Below are 23,503 nucleotides of genomic sequence, written 5' to 3' on the forward strand. Positions count from 1 at the left end.
CAGTGTCGCACCGGCTGGGCCGGCAGGGACAATCGTGGGCGTGACCACCCGAGCCTCCTCATCGCGCAGCAGTCTGGAGAGGTTCGCGTGGCTGTCGATCGCCGCGGCCCTCGCGACGATCGCGCTGAAGACCGGCGCGTGGTGGGTGACCGACTCGGTCGGCCTGCTCGCCGACGCCGCCGAGTCGATCGTCAACCTCGTCGCGGCCGTGGCCGCGCTCGTCGCCCTGCGGGTCGCGGCGCGCTCCGCCGATGACAACCACCACTTCGGCCACAGCAAGGCGGAGTACTTCTCCGCGGCGATCGAGGGCGGGATGATCTTCGTCGCCGCGAGCTTCATCATCTGGCAGTCGATCGGTCGCTTGCTCGACCCGCAGCCCATCGAGCAGGCCGGCATCGGCCTAGCGATCTCGGTCATCGCGTCGGTCATCAACGGCGCGGTGGCGTGGGTGCTTCTGCGCGCCGGCCGCCGCCACCGCTCGATCACACTGCGGGCCGACGGCCAGCACCTGCTCACCGACGTGTGGACCTCCGTCGGGGTCGTCGTCGGCGTGCTCCTCGTCGTCATCACCGGCATCGACCGGCTCGACCCGGTCGTCGCCCTGCTCGTCGGGGCCAACATCATCTGGACCGGGTGGAAGCTCGTCAGCGAGTCCGGCCGCGGCCTCATGGACGAGGCGCTCGACCCGGAGACCAATGCCCGCATCGCCGACGCGCTCTCCCGGCACCGTACCGACGAGGTCGACATCCACGGCCTGCGCACCCGGGGTGCCGGCCACCTGTCCTTCGCCGAGATGCACGTCCTCGTCCCCGGCACCTGGTCCGTGCGCCGCGCCCACGACATCGTCGAGGAGATCGAGCGCGCGCTCGAGGCCGAGTTCGACGACCTCACGGTGACGACCCACATCGAGCCGCGCGAGGACCCGCGCGCCTACGACGACTTCGGTGACTACGAGGTCCCGATCCAGACCCTGCCCCACGACCCCGAGGAGCCCGCATGACCGCCCTCATCACCGCCGACGACCTGCTGCACGAGATCGACGAGGAGGACCTGCTCGTCCTCGACGTCCAGTACACGCTCACCGGCGACGGCCCCCGCCTGTACTCCGAGGGCCACGTGCCGGGCGCTCCCTTCGTCGACCTCGACACGGTCCTCGCCGGCCCCGCGGGCGAAGGGGGGCGGCACCCCCTGCCCGACGTGGAGACGCTGCAGGCCGGCCTGCGCGCGGCCGGTCTCGACGACGACTCGCGCGTCGTCGTCTACGACCAGGGCACCTCGCTCGGCGCCGCCCGGGCGTGGTGGGTCCTGCGGTGGGCCGGGGTCGAGGACGTGCGCGTCCTCGACGGCGGGCTGCCCGCGTGGCGTGCCGCCGGCGGCACCGTGGTCACCGAGCCGGTGAGCCCGGAGCCGGGCGCGGTCCACCTCGAGGCCGACCAGCTCGTGGCGCTCGACGCCGAGGACGCCGTCGCCACGGCCAAGCTCGGGGTGCTCGTCGACGCCCGCTCGCCGGAGCGCTATCGCGGCGAGGAGGAGCCGATCGACCCGGTCGCGGGCCACATCCCCGGCGCCGTCAACGTGCCGATGAGCGACCTCCTGCAGCCCGACGGGCGACTGCGGCCGGCGCGCGAGCTGCGCGAGCGCTTCGCCCGCGAGGACATCGACGAGGTGACCATCGTCGGCACCTACTGCGGCTCGGGCATCACCGCGGCCCACAGCGCCCTCGCCCTGCACGAGGCGGGCGTCGACGCCGACGTCTACGTCGGCAGCTGGAGCGAGTGGATCACCGACCCGAGCCGCCCGGTGGCGACGGGCGAGTAAACGCCGATCAGGCCGGCAGGCCCGAGACGAACTCCGCGATCGCGCGGGCCACGGGCGCCGGGTGGGTCATCGGGGCGAAGTGCGTGGCTCCGGGCACGTGGACGATCTCGAGGTCCTGACGCAGGCGACGGGCCCTCCCTTCGCCCACCCGGAACTGGTCGAACTCACCGTTGATCGCGAGGATCGGCACGTCGACCTCGGTGAGCGAGCGCAGGTCGACCTCGTCGATGACGGCATCCCAGGCGTCGGGGATCGCCGCAAGGCCGGGGCCGCGCTCGAGCACCGCGTTGGCCGTGCGCTCACCGATGATGCGGCGCAGCGACGCCGCATCGGTCTCGCGGAGCTGCGAGGCCCGACGCTCGTCACCGAGCCCGGCCCGCAGCGCGGACCCCATCGCCCGGTAGACGCGTGCGAGCCGAGAGCTCGGCTGGGCCGTCGAGCCCATGAGCACGAGACCGGACAGGACCATGTGGTGCTGTGCCGCCCACTCCATCGCCACGTAGCCGCCGAGGCTGTGGCCGGCGAGCACGACCCGGTGCCGACCGGGGTCGAGCTCGGCCACGCCGGCGCTCACGGCCTCGAGCGCACCCTCCATCGTGAAGGGCAGCTCGGTCGCGAGTCCGTGCCCGGGCAGGTCGACGTGGTGGCAGACGATCCGCCCGAGGAGGGCCTCCTCGAGGGGGATCCAGGACGCGGAGTTGAGCCGGCTGCCGTGGACGAGCAGCAGCCGGATCGGCGCCCCGCCCGGGTCATGACGTCAGGACCCGAGCAGCCTCGGCGCGAGCCACGCCTCGACCTGGTCGATCGAGACCCGCTCCTGCGCCATGGTGTCGCGCTCGCGGATCGTCACCGCATTGTCCTCGAGGGTGTCGAAGTCGACGGTGATGCAGTATGGCGTGCCGATCTCGTCCTGGCGGCGGTAGCGCTTGCCGATGGCCTGCGAGTCGTCGAAGTCGACGTTCCAGCTCTTGCGCAGCTGCGCCGCCAGGTCGCGCGCCTTGGGCGACAGGTCGGCATTGCGCGACAGCGGCAGCACGGCCGCCTTGACCGGCGCGAGCCGGTGGTCGAGGCGCAGGACGGTCCGCTTGTCGACGCCGCCCTTGGCGTTGGGCGCCTCGTCCTCGGCGTAGGCGTCGACGAGGAAGGTCATGATCGAGCGGGACAGGCCGGCCGCAGGCTCGATGACGTAGGGGGTGTAGCGCTCGTTGTTGGCCTGGTCGTAGAAGACGAGGTCGGTGCCCGAGTGCTTGCTGTGGCTCGTCAGGTCGTAGTCGGTGCGGTTGGCGATGCCCTCGAGCTCGCCCCACTCGCTGCCCGCGAAGTTGAACCGGTACTCGATGTCGACGGTGCGCTTGGAGTAGTGGCTCAGCTTGTCCTGCGGGTGCTCGAAGTGGCGCAGGTTGTCGGGGTTGATGCCCAGATCGGTGTACCAGCGGGTGCGCTCGTCGATCCAGTACTGGTGCCAGTCCTCGTCCTCGCCCGGCTTGACGAAGAACTCCATCTCCATCTGCTCGAACTCGCGGGTGCGGAAGATGAAGTTGCCCGGCGTGATCTCGTTGCGGAAGGACTTGCCGGTCTGCGCGATGCCGAAGGGCGGCTTCTTGCGCGAGGTCTGCAGGACGTTGTTGAAGTTGATGAAGATGCCCTGCGCGGTCTCCGGGCGCAGGTAGTGCAGACCGGACTCGTCCTCGATGACGCCGAGATAGGTCTTGAGCATCATGTTGAACTCGCGGGCCTCGGTCCACTGGCCGCGCGTGCCGCAGTCCGGGCAGACGATTTCGCTCATCGGGATGCTGTCGGGGTCGATCTCCTGACCCTTCTTCGCCGCCTTGTCGGCCACGGCCTCCTGCAGGTGGTCCTGGCGGTGGCGCTTGTGGCAGTTGAGGCACTCGGTGAGCGGGTCGGTGAAGGTACCGACGTGCCCCGAGGCGACCCAGGTCTCCCGGGGCAGGATGATCGAGGAGTCGAGGCCGACGACGTCGTCGCGGCCGGTGACCATCGAGCGCCACCACTGACGCTTGATGTTCTCCTTCAGCTCGACACCGAGCGGCCCGTAGTCCCACGCGGAGCGGGTACCGCCGTAGATCTCACCGCACGGGAAGACGAAGCCCCTGCGCTTGCAGAGGTTGACGACGGTGTCCACGGTGGAGGTCTGCTTGGCCATGTGGGAGAGGTTATCCGGCGCCGTGCCGAGCAGCCGCATCGGCCCGCTTACCCTGTGGGGGTGTCCAGCAGCTCCTCCCGCCGCCCCGAGCCCGTCGCGACCAATGCCTTCGAGCGCGCGAGCCTGCCGCTGACCCGTGTCATCGCGGGCCTGCCGCCGGCCGTGCCGATCGTCGCCGTCTTCGCCCTCGTGCTCGTCGGCGCCTTCCTCGGTCCGTGGGGAGCGATCCCGCTCGGCATCGTCGTGCTCTTCCTCGCGTGGATGCTCGCCCTGAGCTGGCCGCGGCTGACGTCGAGCGAGCGCCTCATGCGCGTCGCCGTGATCCTTCTGGTCGTGGGCGTGACGGCCGTGCGGCTCTTCCCCCGGTAGCTCGCCCGTGGTTTGACAACGGTTCTCATTTCATCTGAGAATCGTTCTCATGCCGATGCGCCACCGTCTCCCCCTCGCCGTCTCCGCCCTCGTCCTCGCCCTCACCGGGTGCGGTTCCGCCGACGGTGGCGAAGGGGGTTCCGCCGACGGCGACGCCTCGCTGACCGTCGCCACCTCCTTCTACCCGCTCCAGCACGCGGCCGAGCAGGTCGGCGGCGACCACGTCGCCGTCACCAACCTCACCAAGCCCGGCGCCGAGCCGCACGACCTCGAGCTGACGCCCAAGCAGGTCCTCGAGGCCACCCGCGCCGACGCCCTCGTCTACCTGGGGGACTTCCAGCCGTCGGTCGACGACGCGGCCAAGGAGGCCGGAGACAGCGCGATGGACGTCTCCCCCTTCGCCCGTCTGGACATCGAGACCGGCGAGCACGAGGGGCACGACCACGAGGAAGGCGAGGAGGGCCACGCCGGACATGATCACGGCGGCACCGACCCGCACTTCTGGCTCGACCCGACGCGCTACGCCGACGTCGTCGAGGCCCTCGGCGAGCGCTTCGCCGAGGCCGACCCCGACCACGCCGCCGACTACCGCGCCAACGCCAAGGAGTTCGCCGGCGAGCTCACGGCTCTGGACGAGGACCTCACGGCCGGGCTCGACGACTGCACGAGCACCGACCTGGTGACCGGGCACTCCGCCTTCGCGTACTTCGCCGACCGCTACGGCTTCCACCAGGAGTCGGTGAGCGGGCTGACCCCCGGCGCCGAGCCGAGCCCGACGGCCCTCGCCGACCTCGTCGAGCACATCGAGGATGAGAAGATCACGACCGTGTACGCCGAGACGCTCGTCCCCCAGGACACCGCCGACACCATCGCCCGCGAGACGGGCGCCGAGGTCGCCGTGCTCGACCCGATCGAGGGGCTGACCGACGCGTCCGCCGGCGACGACTACGTCTCGGTCATGCGCAGCAACCTCGAGACCGTGCGTGAGGGGCAGGGCTGCTCATGACCGGAGCGACCCCCGTCATCGAGCTCGAGGGCGCCGCCTTCGGCTACGAGGACCGCACGATCGTCAGCGACCTCGACCTCACCGTCCGCCGCGGTGAGGTCGTCGCCGTGCTCGGCCCCAACGGTTCCGGCAAGTCGACCCTGGTCAAGGGGCTGCTCGGCCTGTCCGAGCTGCACGCCGGCAGCGCGCGGGTCCTCGGTCACGAGGTCGGCTCCCCCGGCGCGCGCGCCGGGATCGGTTACGTGCCCCAGCGACACACCCTCGCCTCGGCCGTGCGGGCCACCGCCGCCGAGATCGTCACCATGGGCCGTACCGTGCGCACCCCGTGGTGGGCGCCGTGGCGCATCCGCGACGCGGCGGGACGAGACCTCGTCCACCAATCCTTGTCGGTCGTCGGCCTCGCCGACCTGGCCACGCACGACGTCGCCACGCTCTCGGGTGGCCAGCAACGCCGGGTCCTCATCGCTCGGGCACTGGCCAGCCGGGCCGACGTCTTCCTCATGGACGAGCCGACTGCCGGCGTCGACCGCGGGCACCAGGCGGTGCTCGTGGCCGTCATGCGCCGTCTCGTCGAGCGCGGCGCGACCCTGATCATCGTCACCCACGAGCTCGACGCCCTCGCCGAGATCGTCACCCGCACGATCGTCGTGCGCGGCGGTGGCATCCGGCAGGACTGCGCGCCGGGTGAGCTGGCCGCCGGCGAGGAGGCCCACACCCACCACTCCGGCGAGGAGGCACCACCCCCTTCGACCGTGCCGACCACGATCATCACGTCCGCGGGAGGGCACCGCTGATGGACCTGCTGGCCCTGGACTTCATGCGCAACTCGCTCATCGCCGCCCTGCTCGTGGGGGCGTCGGCGCCGCTCGTGGGTGTCTTCCTCGTGCAGCGGGGCATGTCGCTCGTCGGCGACGGCATGGGGCACGTCGCCCTCGCCGGCGTCGGCATCGGGGTGCTCACGAGCACCTCCCCCGTGCTCACCGCCCTCGTCGTCGTCGTCCTCGCGGCGGTCGCCATCGAGCTACTGCGCCACCTCGGCCGCACCGGTGGTGACCTCGCGCTCGCCGTGATGTTCTACGGCGGCCTCGCCGCCGGTGTGGTCATCATCGCCAAGGCCCCCGCCGGGTCGGCCAACAACCTGCAGGGCTACCTCTTCGGAGCCCTGACGACCGTCTCGCCCAGCGACCTCGTCCAGTTCGCCGTGCTCGCGGCGGCCGTGGTCGTCACGGTGATCGTCCTGCGCGAGCGGCTCTTCGCCGTCGCCCAGGACGACGAGTACGCCCGCGCCTCGGGCCTGCCCGTTCTCGCCACCAACATCCTGCTCGCCGTGCTCACCGGCGTCACCGTCGTCATCTCGATGCGGGTCATCGGGCTGCTGCTCATCAGCGCCCTGATGATCCTGCCCAATGCCACCGGCCAGTACCTCGGACGATCCTTCCGCGGGAGCCTGGTCTGGGCGGTTCTCGTTGGCACGCTGACGAGCGTCGGCGGCGTCGTCACGAGCTTCTACGTCGACACCCCCTCGGGCGCGACGATCGTCCTGCTGGCCATCGCCGTCTTCGTCGTCGCCGCTGCGGGCATGACGCTCGTGCGGGCCCTCGGCCACCGACGACACCGCACCGCCGAGGCGCACGAGCACGTGCACTGGGAGGACTGCGGTCACGAGGTCGTCCTGCACGGCGACCACGTCGACTACCTGCACGACGGGCGCCGGCACGCCCGCCACGGCGACCACTGGGACGAGCACACCCCCGACCCCGCAGGCCCCACCCTCGAAGGGAGCCCCCGATGACCGACACCCGCACCCGCCGCCCCACCCGCCAGCGCACGGCGATCGAGGCCGACGTCGACCGGTCCGACGAGTTCCGCTCGGCGCAGGAGGTCCACGCGAGCCTCGCCGCCGGCGGCGACAAGATCGGTCTGGCGACCGTCTACCGGACCCTGCAGGCCATGGTCGACGAGGAGGCGCTGGACTCCCTTCGCACCGACGACGGGGAGATCGTCTACCGCCGCTGCAGCACCGGGCACCACCACCACCTCGTCTGCCGCGACTGCGGCCGCACCGTCGAGGTCGAGGGCCCGGCGGTCGAGCGGTGGGCCGACAAGGTGAGCGCCGAGCACGGCTTCACCGACGTGTCGCACACCCTCGAGCTCTTCGGCCGCTGCGTGGACTGTGGCTAGGCGAACCGGCTACGGCGCGGCGGGCAGGGCGAGCCCGCGGACCGACCGGGTGATGCGGCCGTCCTCCTGCTTGGCGAGGAACATCATCGAGCCGTACTCCAGCGGCAGCCAGCCCTCGCCGTCCTCGGTGAGGGGCTCGGAGGCGAAGACGGCCGCGGTGGCGTCCTCCTCGGTGCACTCCTCGAAGCCGTAGGTCCCCTCAGCCTGCTCGAAGTTGCGTCCCAGCAGCAGGTACATCGGCTCGAGGAGCATCCCGAGGTCGAAGTCGTCGCTGCCTGCGGGAGCCTTGCGCAGCTCGCGCCAGTCTCCCGGCGGGTCCACCTCGCCGTGGTGCCCGAGACCCCAGTTGATCCCGATGATGCGTCCCGGCGAGACCAGGGCCATCTTGAGTTTGGTCAGGCCCGGGAGCTGCAGGGTCTCCATGGCATCGGCCACGAGTCGGACCAGTCGCTCGACGGCACGCTGGACGTCCTCGTCGCTCTCACCCTCGAGCAAGGACAGCAGGAGCACGGCGAGGAACTCGGTGTCGGTCGTGCCGCGCATCTGCTGGAGGTACTCGTCCGTGCAGTGCTGCAGCAGCTCGCGCTGCAGGATCTGCCAGCTCGGCAGGTAGCCGTTCTGCGCGACGAGCCACGGCGCGCCCTCGAAGAAGAAGGGGTGGCAGTTCTCGTCGGCCAGGACGACCTGGGAGTCGTAGGCCGCCGCCCGCACGTGCGCGAGGAGGGTGTTGGCCTGGAGGCTGGGGATGATACTTGCGGCATTGTCGTCGTAGAAGGCCGCCATCGGCCGGCGGTAGACGAGTGGCTCGTCGGGCTTGAGCAGGTGGTCACCCCAGGCGCCGAAGCCCCACCCCGCGAGCTGCAGCTCGGGGTGACGCTCCGGGTCGAGCGCCTGGTTGATCAGGCTGTTGTCCGGCGTGAGCAGCAGGCTCTCCAGCGGGGTCTCCGGCCCGATGTAGGCAAGGACTCGACACATGTGCGACCTCTCCGTGACGGCTCACCGTGCGTCGGTGCACGGTCTCGCCAGCGTAGGTGACGCTCAGACGATCCCCGGGGTGGGGGCGTCCACCGCTCCGCCGTACCGGCGCTCGCGCCGGGCATACGTCTCGATGGCCTCCCACAGGTGGCGGCGGTCGTAGTCGGGCCACAGGGTGTCCTGGAAGACCATCTCGGCGTAGGCCGACTGCCACAGCAGGAAGTTGCTCGTGCGCTGCTCCCCCGAGCTGCGCAGGAAGAGGTCGACGTCGGGCATCGTCGGCTCGGTGAGGTAGCGCGCGATGGTGCGCTCGTCGATGCCCGAGCCCTTGAGCCGGCCGGCCTTCACGTCGTCGGCGATGCGCCGCACCCCGTCGACGATCTCGGGCGCGGCCGCCGTAGTTGACGCAGAAGTACAGCGTCATCGCGTCGTTGTCGCGGGTCATCTCCTGGGCGATCTCGAGCTCCTTGATGACCGAGCTCCACAGCCGCGGCCGGCGGCCGACCCAGCGCATGCGCACACCCCACGCGTGCAGCTGGTCGCGGCGGCGCCGGATGACGTCGCGGTTGAAGCCCATGAGGAAGCGGACCTCCTCGGGCGAGCGCCGCCAGTTTTCCGTCGAGAAGGCATAGGTCGACAGGTGCTTGACGCCGATGTCGAGCGCGCCGGCGACGACGTCGAGCAGCGCACCCTCGCCGGCCTCGTGCCCCTTGGTCCGCGGCAGGCCGCGCTGGTTGGCCCAGCGGCCGTTGCCGTCCATGACGATCGCGACGTGCCCGGGGACCAGGTCGGCGGGCACCGGCGGCGGCGTCGCTCCGCTCGGGTGGGCGAAGGGGGTCTCGTAGCGGCTCATCCGGTCCTCTGCGATGGGGTGGGGTGGCTGGTGGTGCGGTCGACGTGACGAAGGGAGAGCACCCCGCGCTCGAGGTGCCACTGGAGGTAGGCGGCGGTCAGGCCGGACCCCTCACGTCGATGGCGTGGGTCGGAGGCGTCGGCGACGACCCAGTCACCGACGAGCAGCGCAGCGAGGAGCTCGAGGGTCTCGGTCGCGGGAGCCGACGAGCCCGGGACCCGACAGCTGCGGCACAGGACCCCGCCGTGGGCGACGTGGAAGGCGCGGTGCGGCCCCGGCTCGCCGCACTGGGCGCAGTCGTGGAAGCTCGGTGCCCACCCCGCGACGGCCAGCGCCCGCAGGAGGTAGGCGTCGAGGACGAGCTCGGCGGCGTGGTCGCCCTGGGCCAGGGTCCGCAGGGCTCCGGCGAGCAGGAGGTACTGCTGCACCGAGGGCTCGTGCTCCTCGCTGAGGCGGTCAGCCGTCTCGAGGATCGCCGTGCCTGCGGTCCAGCGCGAGTAGTCGCGCGCGATCTGGTCGCCCCACGGGTCGAGCGACTCGGCCTGCGTCACGGTGTCGAGGTTGCGGCCCTCGTAGCACTGGAGGTCGACGTGCATGCCCGGCTCGAGGCGGGCGCCGAACTTGGACTTGGTGCGGCGCACCCCCTTGGCCACCGTGCGAATCTTGCCCCGGCCCCGTGTGAGCACGGTGATGATCCGGTCGGCCTCACCCAGCTTGTGGGTGCGCAGCACGACTCCGGAGTCGCGGTAGAGGGGCATGGCTCCATTGTCTCCCTTCGCCCTGACAGCGCGCCGACCCCACGCCGCGCCCGCACGACCTGTCGAACAGTTGTTCGACCCACTGCTATGGTCTCAACATGCAGGCGCTCCAGTCCTCGCTCTTCGACACCGCCGACTCCCCCACGCTCGGTGATCTCGGGCGGCGCCATCGGCGCTACCTCGACGGCACGGCGTGGGTCGACCTGCTGCCAGGCTGGGCGTGCGGCAGCGACGAGGTCCTCGACGCCCTGCTCCACGACGTCCCGTGGCGGGCCGAGCGCCGTCGGATGTACGACTCGGTCGTCGACGTCCCTCGTCTGACCTGCTTCTACGCCGCAGGCGAGAGCCTTCCCCACCCGCTGCTGACCGACATGCGTGAGCAGCTCTCGGCGCACTACGCGACGGAGCTGGGTGAACCCTTCGTCACCGCCGGGCTGTGCCTCTACCGCGACGGCCAGGACTCCGTCGCCTGGCACGGCGACCGCATCGGCCGCAGCCGCGAGCAGGACACGATGATCGCCATCGTCTCCCTCGGCTCCGCGCGGCACCTCTGCCTGCGCCCACGCGAGGGCGGACCCTCGCAGCGGGTCGCGCTCGGCCACGGCGACCTCGTCGTCATGGGCGGCGCCTGCCAGCGCACCTGGGAGCACGCCGTGCCCAAGACGAGCGCCCGGGTCGGGCCCCGGGTGTCCATCCAGTTCCGCGTGGCCGGGGTGCGCTGACAGCGCCTCAGGCCTGAGCGACCATGTCCCGCTCCGCGCGGTTGACCGCCGAGAGGATCGCGCGCAGCGAGGCCTTGACGATCGAGTCGTGCAAGCCGACGCCCCACAGGACACGGTCACCGACGGCGCACTCGACGTAGGCAGCCGCGCGGGCGTCGCCACCGGCCGACAGGGCGTGCTCGGCGTAGTCGAGGACCCGCACGTCGACACCCAGCGGAGCCAGCGCGTCGAGGAAGGCCGCGATCGGGCCGTTGCCGCTGCCGGAGATCTCGACCTCCTGGCCGGCGTCGAGGATGTGCCCCTCGATGCGGTCCAGGCCGGAGTCCTCACCGGTGAGCGTCGAGCGCACCGGCTGGAAGCGACCCCAGCCGTCCTTGTCCTCGCTGTGCAGGTACTCGTCGTTGAAGACCTGCCACAGGGCCAGCCCGCTCATCTCGCCACCGTCGCTGTCGGTCTTGTGCTGGACGACCGCGGAGAACTCCATCTGCAGTCGACGCGGCAGGTCGAGGCCGTGCTCGGACTTCAGCAGGTAGGCGACGCCGCCCTTGCCGGACTGGGAGTTGACTCGGACGACGGCCTCGTAGGAGCGGCCGATGTCGTGCGGGTCGATGGGCAGGTAGGGCACGCCCCAGTCGATGCCGTTGACGTCGGTGCCGGCCTCCTTGGCCCGCACCTCCATGTCCTCGAAGCCCTTCTTGATCGCATCCTGGTGCGAGCCCGAGAAGGCGGTGTACACGAGGTCGCCACCCCACGGGTGACGCGGGTGGACCGGCAGCTGGGTGCAGTGCTCGACGGTGCGACGGATCTCGTCCATCTGCGAGAAGTCGACCTGCGGGTCGATGCCCTGGCTGAAGAGGTTCATCCCCAGCGTCACCAGGTCGACATTGCCGGTGCGCTCGCCGTTGCCGAAGAGGCAGCCCTCGATGCGGTCGGCACCGGCGAGATAGCCCAGCTCGGCGGCAGCCACGCCCTCGCCGCGGTCGTTGTGCGGGTGGAGCGACAGCACGACCGACTCGCGACGCTCGAGGTTGCGGCTCATCCACTCGATCGAGTCGGCATAGACATTGGGCGTGGCCATCTCCACCGTCGCCGGCAGGTTGATGATCATCTTGTGGTCCGGCGTCGGGTCGATGATGTCGATGACCTCGTTGCAGATGCGCGCCGCGAAGTCGAGCTCGGTGCCCGTGTAGGACTCCGGCGAGTACTGGTAGTAGACGTCGGTGTCGGGGATGGTCTCCTCGAGCTTCTTGCACAGCCGCGCACCCTGCAGGGCGATGTCGACGATGCCGTCCTGGTCGGAGTTGAAGACCACCCGACGCTGCAGGACCGACGTCGAGTTGTAGAAGTGGACGATCGCCGTCTTGCTGCCGGCGATGGCGTCGAAGGTCTTTTCGATGAGGTGGTCACGGCACTGCGTGAGCACCTGGATGGTGACGTCGTCGGGGATGTGACCGCCATCGATGAGCTGGCGGCAGAAGTTGTAGTCGGTCTCGCTCGCACTGGGGAAGCCGACCTCGATCTCCTTGTAGCCCATCCTGACGAGCAGCTGGAACATCTGCAGTTTGCGCTCGGCGTCCATGGGGTCGATGAGGGCCTGGTTGCCGTCGCGCAGGTCGACCGCGCACCAGCGCGGGGCCCGGGTCATGACGCGGTCGGGCCAGGTGCGGTCGGGCAGCTCGACGGCGATCTGCTCCTGGAAGGGGACGTACTTGCGCACCGGCATCGCGGTGGGCCGCTGGGGGTGGATCATGCTCTGTCCTTCGTCACGTGGGGTGGGGGCTGGCCGGCACCACGAACTCCGCGACGAGGTGGCCGTCTGTCAGGCCTCGCCGCGGCAGAGAAGGAGGAGGTCCGTCCGCATGCCCAGCACCTTACTCCTCACCCCGGAGGGTCATGACGGCGGTCACCATGCGGACGAAACACGATCGTTTCCCGGAAACAGTCCTGCATTCCGAGTGAAACCACTCCGAAACGGGCCGCCCGTGTACTTGCCGCATGGCCCCGAACCCGACACCGAACCCCGACCGCGTCTCCACTCGTGTCGACATCGCGATCCTCGGCGTCCGTAGCGACGCACCGGTCCGCCGTGCGGGCGGTGCGGGCCCGAGCGATGACGGACATTTTGCCATCGATGGCCTCGGAGCCGCACTCCGGCTCGACAGCAGCAGCCCCTACGTCGTCGATCCGGCCGGCCGTCTGACGCTTGACGGCGCGGACCTGGGCCTCGACATCTCCCCCGTCGCCCGCCCCCGCTTCTACGACCTGTCGACGGCGGACGGCGTCGCCTACGACAAGATCGCCAAGCTCCACGGAACCAACGTGCTCGCCACCACCGTCGTGCAGACGTGCGTGCGGTATGCGGAGAGCGAGCGCTGTCGCTTCTGCGCGATCGAGGCCTCCCTCGACGCCGGCTCGACGATCGCCGTCAAGACCCCGGCGATGCTCGCCGAGGTCGCCGAGGCGGCGGTCCGCCTGGACGGCGTGACGAGCATGGTGATGACCACCGGGACGTCAAACGGGTGGGACCGCGGCGCCAAGCACCTGGCCCGATGCGTCCGGGCGGTCAACGACGCGGTGCCCTCGCTGGAGATCCAGGTCCAGTGCGAGCCACCCGCGGACCTGCAGGCGATCACCGACCTCTACGACGCCGGCGCCCGATCCATCGGCATCCACGTCGAATCGATGGACGACGCCGTACGGTCCCGCTGGATGCCGGGCAAGTCACGCGTGACCATGGCCGAGTACCGCACTGCCTGGCGGGAGGCGGTGCGGGTCTTCGGCCGGAACCAGGTCTCGACCTATCTGCTCGTCGGGCTCGGGGAGGACCCGGACGAGCTCGTCGAGGGAGCACGGGAGCTCGTCGACATGGGCGTCTACCCCTTCGTCGTCCCCTTCCGCCCGCTCGCTGGGACCCTCGCGACCGACGTCGACCACGTCCCGGCCCCCGACCGACAGGTCGTCAACGACGTCACGGCCCGCGTGGCGACACTGCTGCGGGACGCCGGGATGCGCGGCGCCGACCAGCGAGCAGGGTGCGCCGCCTGCGGCGCCTGCAGCGCCCTGCAGACGGCAGGTGCCTGATGCGGCTCGAGATCCCCTCGCTCATGGGGCCGACGGTGGCCCCCGACACGGGAGCCTGGACCATCGGCCGTGCCGACCCGCGCGAGACGGCGGACTACCGGGCCCTGCGCCGCGAGGTCTTCGTCGCCGAGCAACGCGTCCTCGACGTCGACCACGACGATCTCGACGACGACCCGCGCACGATCGTCCTCGTCGCCCGCGGCGCGGACGGCCGAGTGCTCGGCGGCGTCAGGCTGGCCCCCGCCACCCCGGGGCGCGACATCGGCTGGTGGACGGGCAGCCGGCTCGTGGTCCGTCGGGTCGCTCGCCAGTCCGGTGGCATCGGGCCCGCCCTCGTCCGCGAGGCCTGCGCCACCGCGTTGCGCATGGGCGTGCTGCGCTTCGAGGCGACCGTCCAGGAGCCCAACGAGGTCCTCTTCCGCAGACTCGGGTGGACGGCCTGGGGGGCGACGCGCATCCAGGGCACGCCGCACGTGCGGATGCGCTGGCCCATCACCCGGATCCGCGACCTCGTGGCGTCCACCAAGAGCGAGCTGGGCTCTCTCGTCGGCGACCTGCGGCAGGACAGCCCGTTCGCCCTCGGCGGGGCCGAGTTCCTCGGCGACGACGGAGCCCCTGTCCCCGGCACCGACGTCGTCGCCGCCTGCGACGCGATCCTCCCGGCCCTCGTCGACCGGGACCCCGAGTGGGCTGGCTGGTGCGCCGTGCTCGTCAACGTCAACGACCTCGCCGCGATGGGCGCCTCGCCGGTCGGCCTCCTCGACGCGATCGGCGCCCCCTCCCCCGAGATCGCCCGGCGCGTCGTCGGTGGCATCCGCAGCGCCGCACAGGCATGGGGTGTGCCCGTCCTGGGCGGCCACACCCAGATCGGTGTGCCCTCCGCGCTCACCGTCACCGCCCTCGGCCGGACGGACGCCCCGGTCCCCGGTGGTGGCGCGCGCCGTGGGGACGACATCTCGCTCACCGTCGACCTGCACGGTCGCTGGCGTCCCGGATTCGAGGGCCGTCAGTGGGACAGCACCTCCACCCGCACCGGCGCCGACCTGCGCGCACTGGGGTCGCTCGTCGCGGGTGCTCGTCCCGCAGCGGCCAAGGACGTCAGCATGGCCGGCATCGTCGGCACGGCCGCGATGCTCGCCGAGGCGTCGGCGATCGGGGCAACCCTCGAACCGGACTCGATCCCCGCACCGGACGGCGTCCCCTTCGGCGACTGGCTCACCTGCTTCCCCGGCTTCGCCATGCTCACCGCCGACCGCCCCGGGCAGGGGCGGATGACCTCCCCGATCGCGCGGACCGCGCGCATCGGCACCGCCACCGCCGAGCCCGGCGTGCGCCTCCTCTGGCCGGACGGCGTCGAGACCGACGCCGTCGGTCCCACAGCCACCGGGCTCCTGCCCGGTTGACCACCCACCGCACCCCCACGAAAGGCACCACCGTGACCAACGACATCGACGCCCAGATCGCCGACAACATCGCCAAGTCGCTCGGCGAGATCCCCCACCCCGCCCTGCCCAAGGGCAGCAACGTGTACGGCTCGACGAAGATCTTCCCCGACTATCAGGCCGAGGACGGGGAGAGCTACTTCACCCTCATCCACGGGATCCCGCACGAGTCGTCGGTGAGCTTCGTCGCCGTCCTCCAGGCCACCCGCGCCCTGCGCAAGGGCTTCGAGTCCGCGATCTACCTCTACGGACCGGGCACCCTGGCGGCCACCGCGAACCGCGGGTTCCCGACCTCGGGTGACTCGGGCTTCCCGGGTGAGCTCAACATGAACGACTCGCTCGAGACCTTCATCAAGGAGGGCGGCACGGTCTACTGCTGTCGCTTCGGGCTCGCGCTCCACGGCATCCGCGAGGAGGACCTCATCGAAGGCGTCATCCCCGCGCACCCCCTGGACGTGCAGGACGCCCTCATCCACTACGCCCGCAAGGGCGCCATCATCAACTCCACCTACAACCTCTGAGGCCTGCGATGACCATCAAAGTCGCGTCCGTGTCCGCGAACTTCACCCGGGACCTGGAGCAGAACTACGCCCTCATCGCCCAGCTGCTCGACGACGCCCGCGCCGAGGGGGTCTCCTTCGTCGCCTTCCCCGAGGCCGCGATCGGCGGCTACCTCTCGTCGCTCGGCAACCACGGGGACACCCTGCAGACGACCAGCAGGTCCCTGCCGCCGGCGATCCGGCTGGACGGACCGGAGATCCGACGCGTGCAGGAGCTCGCGGGTGACATCGTGCTGACGATCGGCTTCTGCGAGCTCGCCGACGACGGGAGCACCCGCTACAACGCCGCGGTGTGTCTCGACGGCAGCACGATCTACGGCTCCTACCGCAAGGTGCACCAGCCGCTCGGCGAGAACATGTCCTACTCCGCGGGTGACAGCTACCGCGCGTTCGACACCCCGGTCGGCCGCGTCGGCATGCAGATCTGCTACGACAAGGCCTTCCCCGAGGCCGCCCGCATGCTCGCCCTCGACGGTGCCGAGATCGTCGTGAGCATGTCCGCGTGGCCCGCCGCCCGGACCGCGACGGCGGACAACCTGCAGGAGGACCGCTGGACCTACCGGTTCAACCAGTTCGACATCGCGCGTGCCCTGGACAACCAGGTCTTCTGGATGGCGTCGAACCAGTCCGGCACCTTCGGCTCGCTGCGCTACGTCGGCAACGCCAAGGTCGTCGACCCGGGCGGCAACATCCTCGCCACCACCCTGCTCGGGACCGGGCTGGCGATCGCGGAGATCGACGTCGACGCGACCTTCCGGACCATGCGTGCCGGGATGTTCCACCTGCGCGACCGGTGCCCGCACGTGTACGGCCCGGTGGCCGCGGTCTCGGCGCCGCACGTCGACCGGTGGCGGGAGCTCGCCCATGCCTGAGATGACCTTCTCCGTGCGCTGGCCGGACGGCGCCGAGACCTCGCACTACTCCCCCAGCCTGGTGATGCACGACCACCTCGAGGCGGGTGCCCGGTACCCGCTTGCGGACTTCGTCGCCCGGACGGGCGCGGCCCTGGGCGAGGCCAGCGAGCGCGTGCGCGCGAAGTACGGCATGGCCTGCACCTCGGCCATGCAGTCGCAGCAGACGATCGCGGCCACGGCCGCCCACTACCCAGCCGACGTCCACCCGACGGCCGAGGTCGAGGTGCTCACCATGGAACCGCAGCTCGAGAGGACCGGATCATGATCCCGACCCCAGTCGTCGCAGGTGACCACTTCGACGCCGTCATCGTGGGAGGTGGGCAGGCCGGCGTCTCGCTCAGCCACCACCTCGTCGAGAGGGACATCCGGCACATCGTCATCGAGCGTGACGAGGTCGCCCACGAGTGGCGCGACGGCCGGTGGGACGCCTTCACGCTCGTCACGCCGAACTGGCACTGCCGGCTCCCGGGATACGCGTACGACGGCCCGGACCCCGACGGGTTCATGACGCGCGACGAGGTCCACGCCTGGGTGCGGGCGTATGCCGACACCTTCGACGCTCCCGTCGCGCAGGGCGTCGAGGTCGTCCGGGTCGAGCAGCGGCCGGAGGGCGGCTTCACCGTCGTCACCTCGGCCGGGGTGATCACCGCCGACACCGTCACCTCCGCCACCGGTGGGTACCACGAGCCCGTGGTGCCCGACTGGGCGAAGGACGTCCCGGCGTCGGTCACGCATGTGCACTCGCACGAGTACCGCAACGCGCGCCAGCTGCCGGAGGGGCCGGTGCTCGTCGTCGGCACCGGGCAGTCGGGCACCCAGATCGCCGAGGACCTGCACATCGAGGGCCGCAACGTGCACCTCGCCGTGGGCCGGGCACCCCGTGTCGCCCGGTTCTACCGGGGCAGGGACTGCATGACCTGGCTCGCCGAGATGGGACTGTACGACGTGCCGGTCACGACGCGCGGCCTCACCAAGCGGGAGTCCACCAACCACTACGTCACGGGGCGCGACGGCGGCCGCGACATCGATCTGCGGCAGTTCGCCGTCGGCGGCATGACGTTGCACGGCCGGGCGCTCGCGGTCGTCGACGGGGCAGTCCACTTCGACGACTCCCTGGCGAGCAACCTCGACCACGCCGACTCGGTCGCCGAGTCCATCAAGGACGACATCGACCGGTACATCGAGCGGGAAGGGATCGACGCCCCGGTGGAGGCACGCCACGCCCCCGTGTGGCAACCACGGCCCGGGGGCAGCAGCCTGGACCTCCGCGACATCGGCAGCATCGTCTGGGCCGTCGGCTTCCGGGCGGACTGGGGCTGGCTCGGCGAGCTCCGCGTCCTCGACGAGGACGGCCACCCGAGGCACGAGCGCGGTGCCACGTCCGTGCCCGGCTTCCACTTCCTCGGTTTGCCGTGGCTCCACACATGGGGCTCCGGGCGGTTCCACGCGATCGCCCGCGACGCGGAGCACGTGGCATCGCTCGTCGCCGAGGGCGCGGCCGCCCGCGCGGCCTGACACGTCCCTAGTCTGGGCCGATGAGCACCGTGACGATGGCGGCCGTGGCCGCACACTTCGGACGCGACGTCGAGCGCACCCTCACCAAGCTGTCCGGCATCGTCCAGCAGGCCCGCGAGCGCGGCGTCGATCTGCTCGTCCTCCCGGATGCCACGATCGGCGGTTACCTCGGCGATCTGAGGCATCCGGGAGGTACGGGGGCCGACCTGCCTCCGGCCATCGCGCTCGACGGGCCCGAGGTCGCCGCCGTCGTGTCGCTGGCGGGCGGGATGACGGTCTGCTTCGGCCTCACGGAGCGCGCCGTCGTCGACGGCGAGGAGGTGCGCTTCAACACCGCGGCCTGCGTGAGCGGCGACGGCCTGCTCGGCGTGCACCGCAAGGTGCACCTACCGCTCGGCGAGGCCGAGGCCTATCGCTCCGGCGACAGTTTCCGGGCCTTCGACACCCCGGTCGGACGGATCGGCATGCTCATCGACTTCGACAAGACCTTCCCCGAGGCCGCCCGCACGCTGGCCCTCGACGGCGCCGAGGTGGTGACCTGCCTCAGCGCGTGGCCCGCCAGCGTCACAGACCGGTCGGACCGGATCCGCAACGACCGCCAGGCCCACCTCTTCGACCTCTACGACTGCGCCCGGGCCGCCGAGAACCAGGTGTACCTCGTGTCGTCGAACCAGACCGGGGTGCTCGGGGGCCTGCGCTTTCTCGGTCAGGCCAAGGTCGTCGACCCCGCCGGCGAGATCGTCGCCAAGACCTGGGCGAAGGGGGGACTGGCCGTCGCCGGGGCCGATGTCAGCACTGCCGTGGCGCGGGCCCGCCGCTCCCTCGACCACATCCACCAGCGGGTGGAGCACGCCTACCGACTCACCACCACCAGCGCCTGACCGTCACCGGCGGCGCACGATCGGACCACCCATGCGTATCGCCCAGCTCACCTACTCCACCAAGCCCCGTGGCGGGGTCGTCCACACGCTCGCCCTGTCAGAGGCACTCGCGGCCCGCGGGCACGACATCGAGATCTGGACCCTGGGACGGGGCGGTGACCGCGCCTTCTTCCGGGACCTCGACCCGCGCGTGCAGGTGCGGGTCGTCCCCTTCGTCTCCCGCGAGGACGAGAGCGTCGGTGACCGCATCGAGCGGTCCATCGCGGCTCTGGCCGCGGCCTTCGACACCGGCGCGGACGTCGTGCACGCGCAGGACTGCATCTCGGCCAATGCCGTGCTCGACGCCGGCGTCGCGCCCATCCGCACCATCCACCACCTGGACGCCTTCACGACACCTCGTCTGGTCTCCTGCCACGAGCGCGCCATCCACGCCCCGGCCGCGCGCATCTGCGTCTCGCGGGCGGTTGCCGACGAGGTCGAGGCCGCCTACGGCTACCGCGCGGCGGTGATTCCCAACGGGGTCGACGCGGGCCGGTTCGCCCGCGCTGCCGGCCCCGCGGGTGCGCCCGCCCGCGACGCCTGGACCGCCCGGCTGGGCGGCTACGTCCTGGCGCTCGGTGGCATCGAGCCACGCAAGGGCACGATCGACCTGATCGAGGCCTTCGCCCGGCTCGACCGCCGCGATCTGCAGCTCGTCATCGGTGGTGGGGAGACGCTCTTCGACTACCGCGACTACCGCGCCCGATGTGACGCCCGCGCCCGCGAGCTCGGCGTCAGCCCGCTCGTGCTGGGGCCGGTCGAGGACGACGAGCTGCCAGCACTCGTCGCCGGCGCACAGGTGCTCGGCTTCCCCTCGACGAAGGAGGGGTTCGGACTCGCGGCGATGGAAGCACTCGCCGCCGGGGTCCCTGTCGTCGCCCGTGACCTGCCGGTGCTGCAGGAGGTCTTCGGGGACACCGTGCGCTACGGCAGCGACGTCGACGGTCTGGCGGCGGCGCTCGACGCTGCGCTGTCCGACCCCTCTGGCCACGCCGAGTCCGGGCGGGAGCTGGCGGCCGGCTACACCTGGGCCGCGGCGGCCTCCGCGCACGAGGACTTCTACGTCCGCCACCTCGACGCGACGACGGCCCGAGCGGTCCTCCCTTCGCGCTGAGCAAGAGAAACCCCGGCTTCGCAGGAGTACCAAACCCTTGCGAAGCCGGGGTTCATCGGGTGACCCGAGAATCGGGTGACGGGTGGGACGAGGCGCCGTCAGCCCTTGCGCGCGACGATCGCCTCGGCGATCTGCACGGCGTTGAGGGCGGCGCCCTTGCGCAGGTTGTCGCCGACGACGAAGAGCGTCAGGCCCTTGCCGTCCGCGACCGACTGGTCGGCGCGGATGCGACCGACGAAGACCTCGTCCTTGCCGGTGGCCTCGAGGGGGTTGGGCACGGCCGTCACGACGACGCCGTCGGCCGACTCGAGGATCTCGGTGGCCCGCTCGGGGCTGATCTCGCGCTCGAACTCGGCGTGGATCGCCAGCGAGTGGCCGCTGAAGACGGGCACGCGCACGCAGGTGCCGGAGACGCGCAGGTCGGGGATGTGCAGGATCTTGCGCGACTCGTTGCGCAGCTTCTGCTCCTCGTCGGTCTCGAGGGTGCCGTCGTCCTGGACGGACCCGGCGATCGCGACGACGTTGAAGCCGACGGGCACCTCGTAGACCTGCGGAGCCGGCAGCGTCAGGGCGCCACCGTCGCGGGCGAGGTCCTTGGGGTCACCGGAGGCGTAGCCGCCGCGCAGCTGGCTGTCGAGCTCGGTCAGGCCGGCGCCGCCGGAGCCGGAGACGGCCTGGTAAGTGGCGACGCGAAGGGCGACCAGGCCCGCCTCGTCGTGCAGCGGCTTGAGGACCGGCATTGCGGCCATGGTCGTGCAGTTGGGGTTGGCGATGATGCCCTTGGGCAGGTCGTCGAGGTCGCCCGAGTTGACCTCGGAGACGACGAGCGGGACCTGGGGGTCCTTGCGCCAGGCGCTCGAGTTGTCGACCACGGTGGCGCCGGCGGCCGCGACCTTGGGCGCCCACTCCTTGCTCGTGGACCCGCCGTTGGAAAACAGCGCGATGTCGAGACCGGAGAAGTCGGCGGTCGCGGTGTCCTCGACGGTCACCTCCTCGCCCTTCCACGGCAGGGTCGACCCGGCGGACCGGGCAGAGGCGAAGTAGCGGATCGAGGTGACGGGGAAGTCCCGCTCCTCGAGCAGCGTGCGCATGACCTGTCCGACCTGGCCGGTGGCTCCAAAGACTCCGATGTGCATGGGCCAAGGATAGGCGTCGGGGCCTGAACACCCACATCGGTGTTCAGGCCCCGGACGGTGGAGCGGGTCAGCCCTGGGGCTGCTCGGGCTCCCCGGACTCCGCGGAGCCGTCGGCGGTGACGTCCGGCGCCTCCTCGGGCCGCTTGGGCGTCCTGGACTCGGGCACGACGGCCGCGACCTTGTCGCGGTCGATGCCCTCGCCCGGCTCGGCGTGGTCGATCGACAGGACGAAGTCGTCGCCGTGCTCCGTGACCCCCGCGACGACGGCCTGCTTGAGGGCCTCGCGGGCGTAGGCGCGGCGCACCGCCATCGGGTCGGTCTGCAGGTCCTTGACCAGTGCGACCGCCATGCCGATCATGATCAGCACGAAGGGCAGGGCCGCGATGATCGTGATCTGCTGCAGACCGGTCAGCGAGTCCTCGCCTCCGATCGTGAGCATGATCGCCGCGGCCGCACCCGTGGCGACACCCCAGAAGACGACCGTGAACTTGTTGGGCTCGAGCGTGCCGCGCTCGCTCAGCGAGCCCATGACGATCGAGGCCGCGTCGGCACCCGAGACGAAGAAGATCGCCACGAGGACCATGACGAGGATCGAGGTGGCCCCCGCCCAGGGCATCGAGTCGAGGAGCGCGAAGAGGGTGCTCTCCTCACCGTCACCGAACTTGTCGAGCGTCGCGCCCATCTCCTGCGCCTTGATGGCGGCGCCACCGAAGATCGCGAACCAGATGAGGCTCACCGTGCTCGGGACGAGCAGGACGCCGGTGACGAACTCACGGATGGTGCGGCCGCGGGAGATGCGGGCGATGAACATGCCGACGAAGGGGGTCCAGCTGACCCACCAGGCCCAGTAGAAGATCGTCCATCCGGACAGCCACGACTTGATGCCGTGCTCGCCCTGAGCGTTGGTGCGCGCGGAGTACTCCATCATGTGGTGGAGGTAGGTGCCGAGCGAGGTCGGGACAAGGTTGAGGATGAAGATCGTCGGGCCGAGGACGAAGACGAAGAGCGCCAGGACGAAGGCCAGCACCATGTTGGTGTTGGACAGCCACTGGATGCCCTTCTCGACGCCGGACACAGCGGAGAAGATGAAGCAGATGGTCAGCACCACGATGATCAGCACGAGCACCGTGTTGGTCACGTCGTCGGCCCAGCCGACGATCTTGGCACCGGAGGCGATCTGCAGAGCGCCCAGGCCCAGCGAGGTCGCCGAGCCGAAGAGCGTGGCGAAGATCGCGAAGATGTCGATGACCTTGCCCACCGGGCCGTTGACCTGGCGCTTGCCGATGAGCGGCTCGAAGACCGCGCTGATCGTCAGGCCGCGGCCCTTGCGGAAGACGCCGTAACCGATGGCCAGACCGGCCACCGTGTAGATCGCCCACGGGTGCAGGGTCCAGTGGAAGAGCGTGGTCGCCATCGCGGTGCGGGTCGAGCTGTCGTTGCCCGCCTCACCGGTGCCGGGCGGCGGGGTGATGTAGTGGGCCAGCGGCTCGGCCGCACCCCAGAACATCAGGCCGATGCCCATGCCGGCGGAGAACATCATCGCGATCCACGAGATGGTGCGGAACTCCGGCTCCTCGCCGTCGGCGCCGAGCGGGATGTTGCCGTACTTGCTCGCCGCGAGCCAGATGACGAAGAAGACGAAGCCGGTGGACGCGAGGGCGAAGAGCCAGCCCGTGTTGGTCACGACCCAGTCCAGGCCGCTGGCCGAGGCATCGGACAGCGACGAGGTGCTGATGACGCCCCAGAGCACGAAGGCGAGGGACAGCACGGCGGTGATGCCGAAGACGATCCAGTCGATCCCGAGCTTGTCCTGCTTGCGGATGATCCGCGGCTCGAGAGCCGGGTGGTCCACCCGGCGGGTGTCACGCGGCGGGGCGTTCTTGCCAGAGGCTGGTGGTTGCGCGGTGTCTGTCACGTTATGTATGGCCCGGTGGACAAGGCCTCCGGGGCCACTCCTCCCGAAATCGAGTTGGTG

At 70.8% G+C, this 23,503-nt stretch carries 23 protein-coding genes and 1 pseudogene; 16 read left to right on the forward strand and 8 right to left on the reverse strand.

Features of this window, described 5'->3' with window-relative positions; all coding sequences use genetic code 11:
* Positions 1-40: 40 nt before the first annotated feature.
* Together H7A72_RS09575 and H7A72_RS09580 are read left to right on the forward strand one after the other, a co-directional pair.
* Positions 41-1,000, forward strand: a complete 960-nt coding sequence (locus H7A72_RS09575) for a cation diffusion facilitator family transporter (RefSeq protein WP_185220391.1) — start codon at positions 41-43, stop codon at positions 998-1,000.
* Positions 997-1,818 (forward strand): sulfurtransferase, encoded by an 822-nt coding sequence (locus tag H7A72_RS09580; RefSeq protein ID WP_185220392.1) that lies wholly within the window; start codon positions 997-999, stop codon positions 1,816-1,818. Before H7A72_RS09575 ends, H7A72_RS09580 begins: the two co-directional genes overlap by 4 nt.
* A 7-nt stretch (positions 1,819-1,825) precedes the next feature.
* On the opposite strand, the gene H7A72_RS09585 is transcribed toward H7A72_RS09580, so the two are convergent.
* A complete protein-coding gene (locus H7A72_RS09585; protein WP_185222351.1) occupies positions 1,826-2,551 on the reverse strand; it encodes an alpha/beta fold hydrolase in 726 nt (241 codons plus the stop codon).
* 24 nt (positions 2,552-2,575) lie between these two features.
* Positions 2,576-3,982, reverse strand: coding sequence for a glycine--tRNA ligase (locus H7A72_RS09590; protein WP_185220393.1), 1,407 nt, complete (start codon positions 3,980-3,982; stop codon positions 2,576-2,578).
* Positions 3,983-4,042: 60 nt separating this feature from the next.
* Here H7A72_RS09590 and H7A72_RS09595 point away from each other — a divergent pair, with 60 nt between their 5' ends.
* From H7A72_RS09595 to H7A72_RS09615, 5 genes are read left to right on the forward strand one after another with little or no spacing between them, the layout of a single operon-like run.
* Positions 4,043-4,351 carry a DUF6703 family protein gene (locus H7A72_RS09595; RefSeq protein ID WP_185220394.1) on the forward strand — a complete coding sequence of 103 codons (309 nt, stop codon included), beginning with the start codon at positions 4,043-4,045 and terminating at the stop codon, positions 4,349-4,351.
* Between the two features lie 49 nt (positions 4,352-4,400).
* Complete coding sequence (locus H7A72_RS09600; protein WP_185220395.1) at positions 4,401-5,357, forward strand: metal ABC transporter substrate-binding protein; 957 nt, start codon at positions 4,401-4,403, stop codon at positions 5,355-5,357.
* Entirely contained in the window at positions 5,354-6,151 is a 798-nt protein-coding gene (locus H7A72_RS09605) for a metal ABC transporter ATP-binding protein (RefSeq protein ID WP_223277594.1), read from the forward strand. The genes H7A72_RS09600 and H7A72_RS09605 overlap by 4 nt, the downstream gene beginning before the upstream one ends.
* On the forward strand, positions 6,148-7,149 hold the full coding sequence (locus tag H7A72_RS09610) for a metal ABC transporter permease (protein WP_084451342.1): 1,002 nt from the start codon (positions 6,148-6,150) through the stop codon (positions 7,147-7,149). Before H7A72_RS09605 ends, H7A72_RS09610 begins: the two co-directional genes overlap by 4 nt.
* Complete coding sequence (locus H7A72_RS09615) at positions 7,146-7,538, forward strand: Fur family transcriptional regulator (RefSeq protein ID WP_084451247.1); 393 nt, start codon at positions 7,146-7,148, stop codon at positions 7,536-7,538. The genes H7A72_RS09610 and H7A72_RS09615 overlap by 4 nt, the downstream gene beginning before the upstream one ends.
* Before the next feature lie 9 nt (positions 7,539-7,547).
* On the opposite strand, the gene H7A72_RS09620 is transcribed toward H7A72_RS09615, so the two are convergent.
* From H7A72_RS09620 to recO, 3 genes and pseudogenes are all read right to left on the reverse strand, one after another.
* On the reverse strand, positions 7,548-8,513 hold the full coding sequence (locus tag H7A72_RS09620; protein WP_185220396.1) for a class II glutamine amidotransferase: 966 nt from the start codon (positions 8,511-8,513) through the stop codon (positions 7,548-7,550).
* Between the two features lie 63 nt (positions 8,514-8,576).
* Positions 8,577-9,366 (reverse strand): annotated as a pseudogene (locus H7A72_RS09625) (isoprenyl transferase).
* A complete protein-coding gene (gene recO / locus H7A72_RS09630; RefSeq protein ID WP_084451249.1) occupies positions 9,363-10,124 on the reverse strand; it encodes a DNA repair protein RecO in 762 nt (253 codons plus the stop codon). The pseudogene H7A72_RS09625 and the gene recO overlap by 4 nt, the downstream one beginning before the upstream one ends.
* Positions 10,125-10,222: 98 nt before the next feature.
* On the opposite strand from recO, the gene H7A72_RS09635 reads away from it, so the two are divergent.
* Positions 10,223-10,846 carry an alpha-ketoglutarate-dependent dioxygenase AlkB gene (locus H7A72_RS09635; protein WP_185220397.1) on the forward strand — a complete coding sequence of 208 codons (624 nt, stop codon included), beginning with the start codon at positions 10,223-10,225 and terminating at the stop codon, positions 10,844-10,846.
* A gap of 7 nt (positions 10,847-10,853) precedes the next feature.
* Here H7A72_RS09635 and leuA read toward each other — a convergent pair whose 3' ends face one another.
* Complete coding sequence (gene leuA, locus H7A72_RS09640) at positions 10,854-12,596, reverse strand: 2-isopropylmalate synthase (protein ID WP_185220398.1); 1,743 nt, start codon at positions 12,594-12,596, stop codon at positions 10,854-10,856.
* Positions 12,597-12,841: 245 nt separating this feature from the next.
* Here leuA and H7A72_RS09645 point away from each other — a divergent pair, with 245 nt between their 5' ends.
* The 8 genes from H7A72_RS09645 to H7A72_RS09680 are packed head-to-tail and all read left to right on the forward strand — an operon-like array spanning position 12,842 to position 20,392.
* Positions 12,842-13,927, forward strand: coding sequence for an MSMEG_0568 family radical SAM protein (locus H7A72_RS09645; RefSeq protein WP_185220399.1), 1,086 nt, complete (start codon positions 12,842-12,844; stop codon positions 13,925-13,927).
* Positions 13,927-15,330 (forward strand): MSMEG_0567/sll0787 family protein, encoded by a 1,404-nt coding sequence (locus H7A72_RS09650; RefSeq protein ID WP_223277595.1) that lies wholly within the window; start codon positions 13,927-13,929, stop codon positions 15,328-15,330. Before H7A72_RS09645 ends, H7A72_RS09650 begins: the two co-directional genes overlap by 1 nt.
* 32 nt (positions 15,331-15,362) lie before the next feature.
* Complete coding sequence (locus tag H7A72_RS09655) at positions 15,363-15,890, forward strand: MSMEG_0572/Sll0783 family nitrogen starvation response protein (protein WP_007926309.1); 528 nt, start codon at positions 15,363-15,365, stop codon at positions 15,888-15,890.
* A gap of 29 nt (positions 15,891-15,919) precedes the next feature.
* Positions 15,920-16,801 carry a carbon-nitrogen hydrolase family protein gene (locus H7A72_RS09660; RefSeq protein WP_200811207.1) on the forward strand — a complete coding sequence of 294 codons (882 nt, stop codon included), beginning with the start codon at positions 15,920-15,922 and terminating at the stop codon, positions 16,799-16,801.
* Positions 16,794-17,108, forward strand: a complete 315-nt coding sequence (locus H7A72_RS09665; RefSeq protein ID WP_007926305.1) for an MSMEG_0570 family nitrogen starvation response protein — start codon at positions 16,794-16,796, stop codon at positions 17,106-17,108. The genes H7A72_RS09660 and H7A72_RS09665 overlap by 8 nt, the downstream gene beginning before the upstream one ends.
* The gene (locus H7A72_RS09670; protein WP_185220401.1) at positions 17,105-18,358 is read left to right on the forward strand and encodes an MSMEG_0569 family flavin-dependent oxidoreductase; all 1,254 of its coding nucleotides are present in this window, start codon (positions 17,105-17,107) and stop codon (positions 18,356-18,358) included. The genes H7A72_RS09665 and H7A72_RS09670 overlap by 4 nt, the downstream gene beginning before the upstream one ends.
* A gap of 20 nt (positions 18,359-18,378) precedes the next feature.
* Positions 18,379-19,239, forward strand: a complete 861-nt coding sequence (locus tag H7A72_RS09675) for a carbon-nitrogen hydrolase family protein (RefSeq protein ID WP_084451256.1) — start codon at positions 18,379-18,381, stop codon at positions 19,237-19,239.
* Positions 19,240-19,270: 31 nt separating this feature from the next.
* Entirely contained in the window at positions 19,271-20,392 is a 1,122-nt protein-coding gene (locus tag H7A72_RS09680) for an MSMEG_0565 family glycosyltransferase (RefSeq protein ID WP_185220402.1), read from the forward strand.
* A 98-nt stretch (positions 20,393-20,490) separates the two neighbouring features.
* On the opposite strand, the gene H7A72_RS09685 is transcribed toward H7A72_RS09680, so the two are convergent.
* Together H7A72_RS09685 and H7A72_RS09690 are read right to left on the reverse strand one after the other, a co-directional pair.
* The gene (locus H7A72_RS09685; RefSeq protein ID WP_185220403.1) at positions 20,491-21,528 is read right to left on the reverse strand and encodes an aspartate-semialdehyde dehydrogenase; all 1,038 of its coding nucleotides are present in this window, start codon (positions 21,526-21,528) and stop codon (positions 20,491-20,493) included.
* A 67-nt stretch (positions 21,529-21,595) separates the two neighbouring features.
* A complete protein-coding gene (locus tag H7A72_RS09690) occupies positions 21,596-23,380 on the reverse strand; it encodes a BCCT family transporter (protein ID WP_223277596.1) in 1,785 nt (594 codons plus the stop codon).
* Positions 23,381-23,503: the final 123 nt, after the last annotated feature.

The sequence above is a fragment of the Janibacter sp. YB324 genome (assembly GCF_014217915.1).
In the GTDB taxonomy this organism is placed as follows: domain Bacteria; phylum Actinomycetota; class Actinomycetes; order Actinomycetales; family Dermatophilaceae; genus Janibacter; species Janibacter indicus.

Coding starts and splice junctions, on each gene's coding strand:
- H7A72_RS09580 (WP_185220392.1), top strand. CDS start 997: ATGACCGCCCTCATCACCGCCGACGACCTGCTGCACGAGATCGACGAG.
- H7A72_RS09590 (WP_185220393.1), bottom strand. CDS start 3,982: ATGGCCAAGCAGACCTCCACCGTGGACACCGTCGTCAACCTCTGCAAG.
- H7A72_RS09600 (WP_185220395.1), top strand. CDS start 4,401: ATGCCGATGCGCCACCGTCTCCCCCTCGCCGTCTCCGCCCTCGTCCTC.
- H7A72_RS09605 (WP_223277594.1), top strand. CDS start 5,354: ATGACCGGAGCGACCCCCGTCATCGAGCTCGAGGGCGCCGCCTTCGGC.
- H7A72_RS09615 (WP_084451247.1), top strand. CDS start 7,146: ATGACCGACACCCGCACCCGCCGCCCCACCCGCCAGCGCACGGCGATC.
- H7A72_RS09620 (WP_185220396.1), bottom strand. CDS start 8,513: ATGTGTCGAGTCCTTGCCTACATCGGGCCGGAGACCCCGCTGGAGAGC.
- recO (WP_084451249.1), bottom strand. CDS start 10,124: ATGCCCCTCTACCGCGACTCCGGAGTCGTGCTGCGCACCCACAAGCTG.
- H7A72_RS09635 (WP_185220397.1), top strand. CDS start 10,223: ATGCAGGCGCTCCAGTCCTCGCTCTTCGACACCGCCGACTCCCCCACG.
- leuA (WP_185220398.1), bottom strand. CDS start 12,596: ATGATCCACCCCCAGCGGCCCACCGCGATGCCGGTGCGCAAGTACGTC.
- H7A72_RS09645 (WP_185220399.1), top strand. CDS start 12,842: ATGGCCCCGAACCCGACACCGAACCCCGACCGCGTCTCCACTCGTGTC.
- H7A72_RS09650 (WP_223277595.1), top strand. CDS start 13,927: ATGCGGCTCGAGATCCCCTCGCTCATGGGGCCGACGGTGGCCCCCGAC.
- H7A72_RS09665 (WP_007926305.1), top strand. CDS start 16,794: ATGCCTGAGATGACCTTCTCCGTGCGCTGGCCGGACGGCGCCGAGACC.
- H7A72_RS09670 (WP_185220401.1), top strand. CDS start 17,105: ATGATCCCGACCCCAGTCGTCGCAGGTGACCACTTCGACGCCGTCATC.
- H7A72_RS09675 (WP_084451256.1), top strand. CDS start 18,379: ATGAGCACCGTGACGATGGCGGCCGTGGCCGCACACTTCGGACGCGAC.
- H7A72_RS09680 (WP_185220402.1), top strand. CDS start 19,271: ATGCGTATCGCCCAGCTCACCTACTCCACCAAGCCCCGTGGCGGGGTC.
- H7A72_RS09685 (WP_185220403.1), bottom strand. CDS start 21,528: ATGCACATCGGAGTCTTTGGAGCCACCGGCCAGGTCGGACAGGTCATG.